Source organism: Roseateles violae (assembly GCF_030410485.1).
Lineage (GTDB): Bacteria > Pseudomonadota > Gammaproteobacteria > Burkholderiales > Burkholderiaceae_C > Roseateles_D > Roseateles_D violae.
On sequence record NZ_JAUHHC010000005.1, the window covers coordinates 177,832 to 191,720 of the forward strand.

Genomic DNA, 13,889 nt, shown 5'->3' on the forward strand with positions numbered 1-13,889 from the left:
CGTCACAGCCCGGCCCTCGCGATCAGCGCGGCGCGCGCCTCGTCGACATCGGAGAAGGGCCGGCGCTCGCCGGCGATCTCCTGGTAGTCCTCGTGGCCCTTGCCGGCCACCAGGATCACATCGCGCGCGCCGGCTTCGAGCACGGCACGTGCAATGGCCTCGCGACGATCGACCAGGGCCAGGCGTGGCGCGTCCGCTGCCATGCCCTGTTCGATGTCGGCGAGGATTTGCTCGGGCGCCTCATGGCGCGGGTTGTCGCTGGTGACGATCACGCGCGCGGCCAGCCGCGCGGCGATCGCGCCCATCTGCGGGCGCTTGGCGCGGTCGCGGTTGCCGCCGCAGCCGAACACGCACAGCAGGCGCCCGCCGCGCGCGGCCGCCAGCGGCTGCAGCGCGCTCAGCGCCTTGTCCAGCGCGTCCGGCGTGTGCGCGTAGTCGACCACCGGCTGCGGCAGTTCGCGGCCGTTGCCGATGCGCTGCATCCGGCCCGGCACCGGCGTGACCTGGCCGATGAGGGCGGCGATGCTGGCCAGCGCATGGCCCAGCGCGCGCAGGCCGCCGATGACGGCCAGCAGGTTGGCGACGTTGTACTCGCCGATCAGGCCGGTCTCGACCAGCAGCTCTTCATCGCCCTCGCGCAGCGTGAAGGCCAGGCCGCCGGCGCGGTAGTGCAGCGCATGCGCCGACAGCCGCGCATCCTCGCGATTCAGCGCATAGGTCCAGACATCGAGCCGGCCGGCCAGCTCGGCGGCCAGTTCGGCGCCCTTGGCGTCGTCGACGTTCAGCACCGCAGCCCGCAGGCCCTCGAAATCGAACAGCTCGCGCTTGGCCGCCCAGTAGGCGTCCATATCGCCGTGGTAGTCCAAATGGTCCTGGGTGAAATTGGTGAACAGCGCGACCTTGATCGCGGTGCCGGCCAGGCGATGCTCCTTCAGGCCGATCGACGAGGCCTCGATCGCGCAGGCCTTGAAGCCGGCGTCGGCCATGCGCCGGAAGGCCGCCTGCAGCAGCACCGGATCGGGCGTCGTCAGGCCGGTGTACTCGATCGCGGCCGGCCGGCCGGCATGCCCCGGAATGGGCGGCTCGCCGACGCCCAGGGTGCCGACCACGCCGCAGCGCGCGCCCAGCAGGGCCAGCGCTTGCGCGGTCCACCAGGCGGTCGAGGTCTTGCCGTTGGTGCCGGTCGTCGCGACGATGTCGAGCCCGCGCGAGGGCTCGCCGTAGTAGGCGGCGGCGATCAGGCCGGTCTTGCTCTTCAGGCCCGGCAGCGAGGCGACGCGCGCATCGCTGAAGGCATGGGCCTCGACGCCCTCGTCCTCGACCAGGCAGGTCGCCGCGCCGGCGGCCAGGGCGGCCGGCACGAACTCGCGGCCATCGCGCGCATAGCCGGGCCAGGCGATGAAGGCATCGCCGGCCGCCACCGCGCGGCTGTCGGTGCGCAGCGCGCCGGTGGTCCATTCCTGCAGCCAGCGGGCCGCGGCCTCGGGGGATTTCAGCTTCGTCAGCATCAGAAGCTCTCCTCGACGGCCTGGGTCTTCTGCACCGCCAGGATCTGCGGCTTGACGTCCAGATCGGGTGGGACGCCCATCAGGCGCAGGGTCTGGGCGACCACCTGGCTGAACACCGGGGCGGCAACCGCGCCGCCGAAATACTGGCCATTGCTGGGCTCGTCGACCATCACCGCGACGACGATGCGCGGCTTGCTGATCGGTGCGATGCCGACGAACCAGCTGCGGTATTTGTGGCCGGCATAACCCTTGCCTTCCTGTTTGTGCGCGGTGCCGGACTTGCCGCCGACGCTGTAGCCGCTGACCATGGCCTGCGGCGCGGTGCCGCCGGGGCCGGCCGCCATCTGCAGCATCTCGCGCAGCTGGGCGGCCGTCTTGGGCGAGAAGACCTTGATGCCGTGCACCAGGGTGCCGGGCGCCTGCTTGGTCATGGTCAGCGGGATCACTTCGCCGTCGCGCGCGAACACCGTGTAGGCATGGGCCAGCTGGAACAGCGAGGCCGACAGGCCGTAGCCATAGGCCATGGTCGCCTGCTCGATCGGGCGCCAGCTCTTGTAGGGCCGCAGCTTGCCGGTGATCGCGCCGGGGAAGTTGATCTGCGGGCGCTGGCCCAGGCCGATGCTGGTGAACAGCTCGTGCATCTCGCGCGGCTGCATGCCCAGCGCCAGCTTGGCGGCGCCGACATTGCTGGACTTCTGGATGATCTGGGTGACGCTCAGCGCGTCCTTGGGCGTGTGGTCGGTCGGCGACCAGCCGGCGATGCTGACGCTGCCGCGGCCGGTGTTGACGATGGTGTCGGGCGTCACCCGGCCGGTCTCCAGCGCCAGGCCGACGATCATCGGCTTCATCGTCGAGCCGGGCTCGAAGATGTCGGTCAGCGCGCGGTTGCGCAGCTGCGCGCCGCTGAGGTTCTGGCGATCGCCCGGGTCGTAGCTCGGGTAGTTGGCCAGCGCCAGCACCTCGCCGGTCTGCGCGTCCAGCACGACGACCGAACCGGCCTTGGCCTTGTGCTCGGCCACCGCATCGCGCACGCGCTGATAGGCGAAGAACTGCACCTTGGAGTCCACCGACAGATCGATGTCGCGGCCGTTGACCGCCGGCACCCGCTCGCCGATGTCCTCGACGACGCGGCCCAGCCGGTCGCGCACGACGGCGCGCGAGCCGTCGCGGCCCTGCAGGTCCTTCTGGAAGGCCAGCTCGATGCCCTCCTGGCCGCGCTCCTCGATATTGGTGAAGCCGACCACATGGGCGGCCGCCTCGCCCTCCGGGTACTTGCGCTTGTACTCGCGGTCCTGGAACACGCCCTTCAGGTTCAGCGCCTTGATCTGGGCGGCGGTCTGGTCGTCGGCCTGGCGGCGCAGCCAGACAAAGCGGGTCGCCGGGTCGAGCTTCTTCTCCAGCTCGGCGCCGCTCAGCCCCAGGATCTTGGCCAGCGCACGGCGCTTGTCCGCATCGGCATCGACCTCCTTGGGAATGGCCCAGATCGAGGGCACGGCAACGCTGGCGGCCAGCACCTGGCCGGCGCGGTCATTGATGCGGCCGCGGCTTGCCGGCAGTTCGACCGTGTGGGCATAGCGCGCCTCACCCTGCTTCTGATAGAAGTCGGTGCCGATCACCTGCACATAGAGGGCGCGGCCCAGCAGGCCCGCAAAGGCCAGGCCGACCAGCGCGACCAGGAAACGCGAACGCCAGGACGGCGTCTTCGAGGCCAGCAGCGGGCTGGTCGAATAGCTGACGCTGCGCGTATTGGACACGCGCGCGCCGGCCTGGCGGCCACCCTTGCCGGACAAGGCCTTCAGCAGCCCCTTCATCGCTGCGCTCCGGAGGCGGCGACGCCATGGTCGCCGGCGGTCTGGATCACGGCCGGCGTGATGGTCTTCATGCGCAGCTTTTCGCGCGCGACCTGCTCGACGCGCAGATTGGTGGCCTGCGCATGGCGCTCGGCCTGCAGGCGCTGGCTGTCCGACTCCAGCCGCGCGGCCTCGACCTTGGCGCGGTCGATCTCGGTGAACAGGCGGCGCGCCTCATAGGCGCTGTGCACCAGCACCAGGCCGCTGCCCAGCACGGCAATCAGCAGCAGGAAGTTCAGACGGCCCACGTCGCTTGTCCCATCAGCCGCGGCGACGCCGCTTCTCGTGCACCGGCGGCAGCGGCGCCGCCGTGCGCTCGGCCACCCGCAGCACGGCCGAGCGCGCGCGCGGATTGGCATCGACCTCGGCCTCGCTCGGCTTGATCCGGCCCAGCGCCTTCAGCGCCAGCGGCTTCGGTTCGGCAAACATAGCGCGGCGGTCCAGTTCCTGCTTGCTGTGGCCGGCAATGAAGTTCTTGACGATGCGGTCTTCCAGCGAATGGAAGCTGATCACCGCCATGCGGCCACCGGGCGCCAGCAGGGCCAGCGCCGCGTTCAGCCCCTGCTCGAGCTCCTCAAGCTCGGCATTGACATGAATCCGAAGCGCCTGAAATGTGCGCGTTGCAGGGTTCTGGCCCGGCTCTCGGGTCTTGACCGCACGAGCCACGATTTCGGAAAGTTCGTCGGTGCTTCGGATAGCACCCCCGCTCTCCCGACGAGCAACAAGCGCCTTTGCAATCTGTGCAGCAAACCGTTCTTCCCCATAGTTGCGTATCACCTCCGCGATCTGGCGCTCGTCGGCGCGGGCCAGGAAATCCGCGGCGCTCTCGCCACGGGTGGTATCCATGCGCATGTCCAGCGGGCCGCTGAAGCGGAAGCTGAAACCGCGCTCCGGGTTGTCGATCTGCGGGCTCGACACTCCCAGATCCAGCATCACGCCCTGCACCTGCTCGACGCCCAGCGCCGACAGTTGCGCGCGCATATCGGCAAAGCCGGAGTGGCAAATGGAAAAACGCGGGTCCGAGACCCGCGTTTCGCCGGAGCTGGCGGCCGCAATGGCCTCGGGGTCGCGGTCGATCGCGACCAAACGCCCTCCGGGTCCGAGTTTCTGCAGCAGCAGGCGCGAATGGCCGCCGCGGCCGAAGGTGCCGTCGACATAGACGCCGTCCGGATCGTTCAGCACGGCGTCGACGGTCTCGTGCAACAGCACGGTGGTGTGGGAGAACGGGGTGGGCGCGCTCATGCTCAGAAGCTGAAGTCCTTCAGCGCGTCCGGCATTTCGGACGCCATCACTTGCGCCTCGTGGGCGGCATAGGCCTCGGCGTCCCAGAGTTCGAAATGACTGCCCATGCCCAGCAGCATCACCTGCTTGTCCAGCTTGGCGGCGGCGCGCAGTTCGGGCGAGATCAGCACGCGGGCGGCGCTGTCGATCTCGACGTCCATGGCATTGCCGAGGAAGACGCGCTTCCAGCCGGCCGCCGACATCGGCAGCGCCGCGATCTTGTCGCGGAAGGTTTCCCAGGCCGGGCGCGGGAACACCATCAGGCAGCCCTCGGGATGCTTGGTGACGGTCAGCTGGCCGGCGCACAGCGCCTGCAGGACCTCACGGTGGCGTGTCGGGACGGCCAGACGCCCCTTGGCATCCATTGCCAAGGCGCTTGCCCCCTGAAACACAAAATTTGCCACTCGTCTCCACCAAACTCCACTTTCCAACACTTTACTAAGCGGAGTTCAGCCGGTCAAGGCAAATCGTAAAAAATTCCAATGAAATCAAGCACTTAGAGTCGAATTCTAGAGCGAATGCGGCACCAAATATCCTTCAAAAATAAGGACTTGCAAAACGGTCTGCAAGTGGAAGATGAAGTTGTTTTAGGCGTTTTCCCGTGGCGGCTTGCCTCGGCATCTGGCCGGACCGAAAGACGAAGGGCCGAGCCGGACGGCGCCGGCTCGGCCCTTCTGTTCAGCACGGCGGCTCAGAGCCCCGTGTCTTCCCCGTCCACCGCCTCCGCCATCGAGCCCTGCAGAATCGTCAGTGCCTCGCGGAAGTCGGAGGCGCGGTTGGCGCGCCGGAAGCTCATGTAATCCGAGGGGCCGGCATCGCGCGACGCCTGCTCGGCCGTATCGGATGCCGCCATCACCGGCGCAGCAGCGGCCGCCATCGGCCGCCGATCGGCGCGCGGCCGGATATGCGCCAGCAGCACCTGCAGCAGTTGGTCCGGGTCGACCGGCTTGGCGATATGGCCGTTCATGCCGGCCTCCAGGCAGCGGCGGCGGTCATGCTCCATCGCGTCGGCGGTCATCGCGACGATGGGCAGACCGGCGCAGCCCGGCAGCGCGCGGATGAACAGGGTGGCGGTGATGCCGTCCATCACCGGCATCTGCAGATCCATCAGCACCAGGTCGTAGTCGCCGGCCTGCACCCTGTCGACCGCGCGTTCGCCATTGCCGACCAGATCGACCTGCAGGCCCAGCTCGCCGAGCAGGCCCAGCGCGACATCCTGGTTCAGCTCGTTGTCCTCGACCAGCAGCACGCGTGCGCCCTGCAGCGCATCCAGCTGCGGCCGCAGCGCCAGCACCGGTCGCGCGGCCGGCTGCATGCCCAGCGGATGGCGCGCATAGAGCCTGGCCAGGCAATCGGCGATCTTGGCCGCGGTCAGCGGCTTGTCCAGGCAGTCGGCGACGCCGGCACGGGCGGCCATCGCGGCCAGGCCGTCGCTGCCCTGCGCACCGATCATCACCAGATGGGTGGCCGGCAGCTCGAGCGCGTTCGGCCGCGCCGCCCGCTGCTCGCGCAGCGCGCTGGCGGTCTGCAGGCCGTCCAGCTGCGGCATCAGCCGGTCGATGAAGATCACGTGGAAGGGCTCGCCGCGCTCCAGCGCGGCGCCGCTCAGGCGCAGCGCCGCCGCACCCGAGTCGGCCTCGCTGACCTGCAGTTGCAGCGCCTGCAGCTGCGCCACAAGCACCGCACGCGCCTGCGGGTTGTCGTCGACGACCAGCGCACGCCGGCCGGCCAGATCCGGCGCCGCCGTCAATGCCGCCAGCGGCGCGGCAGCTTCGAGCTGGCCGCGACCGATCCGGGCGGTGAACCAGAACACGCTGCCCTGGCCGGCGACGCTCTGCACGCCCACCGTCCCGCCCATCAGCTCGGCCAGGCGCTTGGAGATCGCCAGGCCCAGGCCGGTGCCGCCATGCTTGCGCGTGGTCGAGCCGTCGCCCTGCTGGAAGGGCCGGAACAGCTGCGCCTGCTGCTCGCGCGTCAGGCCGATGCCGGTATCGCGCACCGAGAAGCGCAGCAGCAGTTCGTCGCCGCGGTCCTGCTCCAGCGCGGTCCTCACGGTGACCTCGCCGCGCTCGGTGAACTTGATCGCATTGCTGGTGAAGTTGGTCAGGATCTGGCCCAGCCGCACCGGGTCGCCGACCAGCTCGTCCTCGACGCCGGGGTCGATGTCGAACACCAGCTCCAGACCCTTGTCGGTCGCCCGGTCCATCAGCAGGGTGGCGACGCTTTGCAGCACCGCGTCGACGCGGAAGGGCACGCGCTCGACATCGAGCTTGCCGGCCTCGATCTTCGAGAAGTCGAGGATGTCGTTGATGACGCCCAGCAGGTATTTGCTGGCCAGCTGGATCTTGTCCAGGTACTCGCGCTGCTGCGGCGTCAGCGGCGTCTTCGTCGCCAGATAGGCCATGCCGATGATCGCGTTCATCGGCGTGCGGATCTCGTGGCTCATATTGGCCAGGAACTCGCTCTTCGCGCGCGTCGCACTCTCCGCCGCGTCGCGGGCCAGCACCAGCTCGCGCTCGGCGCGCTTGCGCTCGGACACATCGCGCACCGAGGCGCAGACGCAGGGCCCCTGGCCGCCCAGCGGCGGCAGCGGCGACAGGCCCACCTCGATCGGGAACAGGCGTCCGTCCTTGCGCAGGCCCTGCAGATCGCCGTTGGCGGCGCCCCCCAACGGACGGATGCCGGCGCCGGCCGGCACCAGCTGCTCGACCTTCATCTCGCACAGCTTGCGCACCGTGTAGCCGAACATCGCCGCCAGCTGCGGATTGGCCAGGATGATGTCGCCCTCGGCGTTGACCACCATCATGCCGTCCGGCGCCGCCTCGATGATGCCCTGGTACCAGGCCTTCGTATGCTCGAGCGCTGCCTGCTGCTCGCTCAGCGCCAGCGTATAGGCCTCCAGCTCGGTGCTGCGCGCCTGCAGCAGCGATTCCGATTCGCCCAGCTCGCGCGCCTGCACCTGCGCATGCTCGAGCAGCAGCTGGGTGTGCACATTGCGCAGCAGGATCTCCAGCCGCGGCGCGACCACATTGGCCAGACTGGCCAGCAGCGCGCGCTGGGCCGGGCTAGGCTCGGCCAGCAGGCCCAGCTCGATGACGGCGCCCTTCTGGCGCATCAAGGTCAGCGGGATCAGGATCAGCCGCGCCGGCCGCACCGCGCCGAGGCCCGAGCTGATGCGCAGATAGTCGCCAGGCACCTGGCTGATCTCGGTCACCTCGCCGCTTTGCAGCGCCTGGCCGACAAGGCCGGCCGCATTGGCGCCCGGCTCGTCGATATCGAGCAGCAGATCGGGGATGGTGCAGCCATAGGCCGCCACCGGCCGCACGGCATCGTCCTCGCCGACTAGGTGCAGCAGCGCGACGCCGACTTCCAGCGGCGGCGCCAGGCTGGCCAGCAGGCGGCTGCCGAATTCCTCCACCGTGTCGACCTGGTGGATCGCATCGCCGATCTCGGTCAGCGTCTGCTGCAGCCAGCTCTGCTGGGCCAGCTCGTCGGCCTGCTGGCGATAGCTTTCCAGCGTGCGGCCCAGATCCTGCAGCTCCACGGCCGGGCGGTCGGCGTCGAAGCGCACCGCGCGCTCGCCGGCCAACAGGCGGCGCGCCGCGTCGGTCAGCTGCAGCACCGGCGCCAGCACGCGGCGGCCGTAGAACAGCTCCAGCACGGCCAGGATCAGGCCGATCTCGGCCAGCAGGCAGACGATGGCGACGACGGCCGCCGTCCTCGCCTCGGTCGATATCGTCTCCATCGCGCTGCCCACGCGCTGCTTGATCAGCGCGCTGGCGTCCTCGACCAGCTCGCCGATGCGCGCCGCATCGCTCAGATAGGCGGGACCGAAGACGATGGCCAGCGCGGCCTCCTTGTCGCCACCGGCCATCGCATCGAGCGCCTGCTTCTCGACCGTCGCCAGCGCATCGGACAGCTGCTTGGCGCGGTCGATCGCGACGCGCTCCTGCGTCGTCAGGCCCAGCGCGAGCAGGCTGGCCACCGCCGCATCGCGGCGGCGCGTCGAGTCCAGCTCATGCTCGTAGGCCTGGCGGTAGCGCGGCTGGCCGGTGACGATGTAGAGCCGGCTGTTGCGCGTCAGATCGCGGCTGGCCGCCGACAGTTGCTGCAGCGCCTCGTTCGACTGGAGGACCTGGGCGTGCAGCGCCTTCTGTTCCTGGAACAGATGGAAGGACGAGGCGAGCGCGATCACGCACACCGTCGACATCAGAAAAATGGCCGCAGCGGTCCAGCGGCGCGCAGATTGGATGCGCATCGAGTCGTCCCCTTCCATCGCGGCAGGCTCGCTCCGGGCGGATCGAGCTGCCTGTTGTAGGCGCTGCGCCCTCGTCGCGGGCCGGCGGCCCGCTGCTGCGCAACATCGGATCAAGCGTCTCGCAGCGCAAATCAGGGGGCAGCGGCGGCGCCGGGCCGGGGGCCGGAGCCGCTGTCTTGCCGTGGACTACGGGACAACCCTTATTTTCCCAACGGGGGCGGCCCGGGACTTCACCTCAGACGACAGAGGCTTTGCAATCTGCGACAGGTTTTTGCAAGCTTGGCGGGAGCGCCGTGCAAATGTCGCGCTAGAAGCTGACGGCCAGGCCCAGCGCCCAGCCGCTCATATTGGGGCCGAATTTGTAGCGCATCACCGCGCGCCAGCGCGTCACCCACATCTCCTTGGCGCTGGAGTCCAGTTCCAGGCCGAAGCCGATCGAGTTCATCAGCTTCAGTCCCACCTCGCCCTCGTCGCCGAGGAACTTGGTCGAGGCGCCCTCCAGCACATAGCGCACCGGCCGGTCCCAGACCGTGCCCCAGCCGGTCGGGATGCGCCGGCGCGCCCAGATGCTGATGCTCTCGGCCTTGGCATAGCCGGTGACGATGCCGCGGTCGCCATGGCTCTTCAGGTCGACATTGGTGTAGCGGATCTCCAGATCGTCGTCGTGCTCGGGCGTGAACTTCTCGTAGTCCAGCATCAGCGCGCCGCCCAGGCCGGTCGCCTTCATCGTGCCGCCGTCGAGGAAGTTGATCTCGAGGTTCTTGTTCTCCTCGAGCCAGTACTTGGCGATGCGCAGATCGCTGGCGACGCGGCCCAGCGTGAAATTGAAGATGGGCCGGATCACCCAATGCTCGGAGATCGGGAAATCCCAGCCGATGCCGCCGGTGGCCGAGACCGAGTTCCATTTGGTCGGCAGCGCGCGCGAATCGCCGCCCTCGCTGGCGACAAAGACCGGGTCGTAGCGCGAGTAGGCGGCATTGCCTTCCAGAAAGATGGGCGTGTCCTTGCTCCAGGTGAAGCCGCCGCCGAACTGGGTGATGGCCAGCGCCGAGTTCGAGGTCGCCGCATTGTTGATGGACAGCGAACTGGTCGTCACGTCGGGCGCCACCGTGTAGGACATGATGCCGACGATGCCGTTGGCCAGCTTCTGCAGATTGGTGCCGTCGATCCGCGGCGACCGCATCTGCGCCTGCGCCCCGGTGGTCAGCACCGTCAACAGCAGCGAGAAACCGAACAGGCGGGCGGCGGGGCCAAGGGCTTGCAGACGCATGAGCGAGCGGGACGGCGCCGGCGGGCGCGACACTGGTTTCCTGGACGGCCCGATACTAGCCCAGGCCCGGCGCTAAAGCACCCCGGCATTGGCCCCGATCGGCGGGATCGGCGCAACACCTGACACGCGACGCCAGCCTTCAGGCCTTCGCCTCGTCCATCGGCTCGACCGTCACCGCCACCCGCGGCTCGGCGCTGCCGCCGCCGCGGATCACCCCGCGCAGCGGCGCCACGTCGGCATAGTCGCGCCCCCAGGCCAGGGTCACATGGTCCTGCCCGGCCTGCACATTGTTGGTCGGGTCCAGCGCCAGCCAGCCCAGGCGCGGACACCAGACCTCGACCCAGGCATGCGAGGCATCGGCGCCGACCAGGCGCGGCTTGCCCGGCGCGGGCCGGGTCAGCAGATAGCCGGACACATAGCGCGCGGCCAGGCCCAGCGAGCGGCAGGCGGCGATCATCACATGGGCGAAGTCCTGGCAGACGCCACGCTTGAGCGCCAGCGCCTGCGGCGCTCGCGTGCCGACGTCGGTGGCCAGCGGCGCGTACTTGAACTGCGCATGGATCTGCCGCATCAGCGCCAGCGCGCCGGAGGCCAGCGGCAGGCCCGGCTCGAAGGCCTGGCGGCCGAACTCGGCCAGCGCCGCGTCGCGCGGCGCCAGCGGCGAGGCCAGCGTGAACTCGACCGCCTCGGTGCGCACCGCACCGGCGCGGTAGCGCAGCGCCTCGGCCACCTGCTCCCAGGGCGGGCTGGCCGCGCAATCGGGCGCCGGCGCCGCGCGGATGCCGGCCTCGAACTGGCTGCGGACGAGCAGGCGCTCATGCACCCGCGCATGGCTGAACACCAGCCGGGCATTGCCCCAGGGATCGAGGCTCAGGCGGCTTTGCAGATCGGCCTCGCCATCGGGCGCCGGCGTGATCGTCAGCTGCCAGTCGCGCACCTGCTGCCAGGCGGTCTCGCGCGGGCTCAGGCAGGCCAGGTGATGGGCGAGCTCGACCGCCGGCTCGTAGTCGTAGACGGTCTCGTGCAGCACGCGCAACCAGCGCAGCTCGCTCATTGCCAGACCATCCGCTCGACGCTGCCGACATGCGAGAACAGGCGCCGGCCGATCTGCACCGACAGTGCTTGCGCCTGTTCGCTGCAGGCCTGCAGCAGGGTCGTCAGCAGCGCGTAGCGCCCCTCGGCATCAGGCTCGGCGATGCGCTCCATCGGCCAGCGCTCGGGCAGCGGCAAGGCCCGGACCTGTTCCAGCGCCCAGCTGCTGTCGTGGCGCGAGAGCTTCAGGAAGCGCCCGCGCAGGGTGCTGGCGACCCAGGCCAGCGAGCGCGGGTTGTCGCTGTCGCGCACCAGCAGCTGCAGCAGCGGCGGCACCTCGCGGCGGCCCTGGAACTGCGCGCGGTAGGTGATCGTCGAATCGAACAGGCCCAGCATCAGCGCGAAGCCGTCGTCGTGCTGCTGCAGGCCTTCGCCAAAGCCCTCGATCAGCACATTGGACAGAAAGTCCAGGCGCTCGATCTGACGCCCGACGCTGAGCAGGCGCCAGCCGTCGTCGCGCGTCATGCGGTCGGTCTGCGCGCCGGTGATCGCCGCCAGATGCGTGTCGGCGCGGGCCAGCACGCCCAGCGCCTCGGACAGCGGGATGCTGCCCTGCCCGGCCGCCAGCAGCGCCGACAGCTGCTCGATGAACTGGTCGGCCGTCTCGTGGATCAGCTGCCAATGCTCGGACGACAGCCGCTCGCGCAGCGCCTGCGCGCAGGACTGCAGCGCGCGCAGGTTCCAGGCCACGCTGTTCGAACCCTCGGTGTCGACCAGGGCCTTGACCAGCGCGCGCTCGAACAAGCGCAGCGACTGCTGCGGCGTCGGCACGTCCTCGCCGACCAGGCCGTAGCGGCGCGCCAGCGCGTCCAGCACGCGCAGCACCTGGGCCGAGGTGCTGCCGCGCATCGAGCCGGCCAGCGCATCCAGCGTCAGCCGTGCCAGCCGCAGGCTGTTCTCGGCGCGTTCCGAGTAGCGGCCGAGCCAGAACAGGTTCTCGGCCGAGCGGCTGGTCACCGTCCAGTGCACCTGGGCCAGATCGGCCGCCTGCAGCGGCTTGGGCAGCAGGCTGGTGCTGTCGACCTTGCCCTCGGTCATCACCCAGGTGTCGACGCTGGCGCTGCCACCCTGCATCGACAGCCAGGGATCGCCGCCGCTCTCGCGGCGCGGCTGCTCGTCGCGGCGCGTCGCCACGCGCGTCAGCCCGCCCGGCAGCACGCGCCAGCCGCCCAGGCCGTCGGAGAGCGCGAACACGCGCAGCACCGCCGGCCGCGGCTCCAGCAGGCCCTGATCCCAGACCGGCATCTCGGACGGCCGTATGCGTGCCTGCAAGGTGTAGGCGGCCGGGTCGGCGGCGATGCGGGCCAGCAGGGCCGCGCGCGCCGCCGGCGCCAGGTCGGCGACGACGCTGGGCGCGCCGCCGGGGAAGGTCGGCGCGACGATGAAGTCGGCCAGGCGCTCGCGCTGCTGCCGCCAGGCGCTGTCCTCGCCGCACCACCAGGCGGTGGTCGCCGGCAGCAGCAGCTCCTCGCCCAGCAGGGCCTGGGCGACGCCGGGCCAGAAGGCCGACAGGCCCGGGCTCTCCAGCCAGCCGGCGCCCGGCGCATTGGCGACGACGACGCCGCCGGCCCGCATGGCCTGCAGCAGGCCGGCCACGCCCAGCGCCGAATCGGAGCGCAGCTCCAGCGGATCCAGGTATTCGTCGTCGACCCGACGCAGCAGCACATGGACGCGCTCCAGGCCCAGGGTGGTCTTCAGGAAGACCTTGTCCTCGCGCACGGTCAGGTCGCCGCCCTCGACCAGGGTCAGCCCCAGATAGCGGGCCAGGAAGGCATGCTCGAAATAGGTCTCGTTGCGCGGACCGGGCGTCAGCAGGGCGACGCGCGCGCGTTCGCCCTCCGGCGAGAGCCGCTGCAGGCCCTGCAGCAGGGCCTGGAAGCTGGCCGCCAGGCGCTGCACCGACATCGCGCGAAAGGCCTCGGGGAATTGCTGGCCGATGATCAGCCTGTTCTCCAGCAGATAGCCGAGGCCCGAGGGCGCCTGCGTGCGCTGGCCGACCACCCACCACAGCCCGTCCGGCCCGCGCGCCAGGTCGAAGGCGGCGATGTGCAGATGGATGCCGCCCAGCGGCCGGCAGCCGTGCAGGGCGCGCAGGTACTGCGGATGGGCGAACACCAGCGAGGCCGGCAGCAGGCCCTCGTCGAGCAGGCGGCGCGCGCCATAGACATCGGCCAGCGCCGCATTGAGCAGGCGCGCGCGCTGGGCGACGCCGCGCTCGATCGCCCGCCACTCGTCAGCGGCAATCAGCATCGGCAGCAGTTCAAGCGGCCAGGCCCGCGAGGACTGGCCGCCCTCGTCGTAGACGTTGTAGCTGGCGCCGTCCTCCTGCACGCGGCGCTGGGTGCGCTGGCGCCGTCCGGCCAGATCGAGCCAGCCGGCCGCGCCGCTGGCGGCGAAGAACTGCTGCCACAGCGGACCCAGCGGCGGCGGCGCGGCGCCGGGCCGGCCATTGGGCCGCTGGTGCAGCTCGCTATAGCGCCCTTCCTTGCCTTGCAGCACCGCGGCGGCGGCCAGCGCCAGCGGGTCGGGCAGGTCTTGGGGCAGCAGCTCGGGCAGCAGGCTGGACTGCTGCGGCAGCGATGCGCTCACGGTCTTGGACATCCCGACATGATGCCTGCTGCCGGGCCGGC

Annotated in this window: 9 protein-coding genes; all 9 read right to left on the reverse strand. The window is 70.2% G+C overall.

The annotated features are described in order from the left end of the window. Positions 1–2 precede the first annotated feature (2 nt). On the reverse strand, positions 3–1,508 hold the full coding sequence (locus tag QWJ38_RS18410; RefSeq protein ID WP_290360577.1) for a UDP-N-acetylmuramoyl-L-alanyl-D-glutamate--2,6-diaminopimelate ligase: 1,506 nt from the start codon (positions 1,506–1,508) through the stop codon (positions 3–5). Next, the gene (locus QWJ38_RS18415; RefSeq protein ID WP_290360578.1) at positions 1,508–3,319 is read right to left on the reverse strand and encodes a peptidoglycan D,D-transpeptidase FtsI family protein; all 1,812 of its coding nucleotides are present in this window, start codon (positions 3,317–3,319) and stop codon (positions 1,508–1,510) included. The genes QWJ38_RS18410 and QWJ38_RS18415 overlap by 1 nt, the downstream gene beginning before the upstream one ends. Further along, positions 3,316–3,606, reverse strand: a complete 291-nt coding sequence (gene ftsL, locus QWJ38_RS18420; RefSeq protein ID WP_290360579.1) for a cell division protein FtsL — start codon at positions 3,604–3,606, stop codon at positions 3,316–3,318. Before ftsL ends, QWJ38_RS18415 begins: the two co-directional genes overlap by 4 nt. Before the next feature lie 13 nt (positions 3,607–3,619). Beyond that, a complete protein-coding gene (gene rsmH, locus QWJ38_RS18425; protein ID WP_290360580.1) occupies positions 3,620–4,600 on the reverse strand; it encodes a 16S rRNA (cytosine(1402)-N(4))-methyltransferase RsmH in 981 nt (326 codons plus the stop codon). Between the two features lie 2 nt (positions 4,601–4,602). Further along, positions 4,603–5,031, reverse strand: a complete 429-nt coding sequence (gene mraZ / locus QWJ38_RS18430; RefSeq protein WP_290360581.1) for a division/cell wall cluster transcriptional repressor MraZ — start codon at positions 5,029–5,031, stop codon at positions 4,603–4,605. A gap of 299 nt (positions 5,032–5,330) precedes the next feature. Continuing rightward, positions 5,331–8,897, reverse strand: a complete 3,567-nt coding sequence (locus tag QWJ38_RS18435) for a response regulator (protein ID WP_290360582.1) — start codon at positions 8,895–8,897, stop codon at positions 5,331–5,333. Between the two features lie 307 nt (positions 8,898–9,204). Beyond that, positions 9,205–10,167, reverse strand: a complete 963-nt coding sequence (locus tag QWJ38_RS18440) for an autotransporter domain-containing protein (RefSeq protein WP_290360583.1) — start codon at positions 10,165–10,167, stop codon at positions 9,205–9,207. A 139-nt stretch (positions 10,168–10,306) separates the two neighbouring features. Beyond that, positions 10,307–11,221, reverse strand: a complete 915-nt coding sequence (locus QWJ38_RS18445; protein ID WP_290360584.1) for a transglutaminase family protein — start codon at positions 11,219–11,221, stop codon at positions 10,307–10,309. Beyond that, entirely contained in the window at positions 11,218–13,860 is a 2,643-nt protein-coding gene (locus QWJ38_RS18450) for a circularly permuted type 2 ATP-grasp protein (protein WP_290360585.1), read from the reverse strand. The genes QWJ38_RS18445 and QWJ38_RS18450 overlap by 4 nt, the downstream gene beginning before the upstream one ends. Positions 13,861–13,889 lie beyond the last annotated feature (29 nt).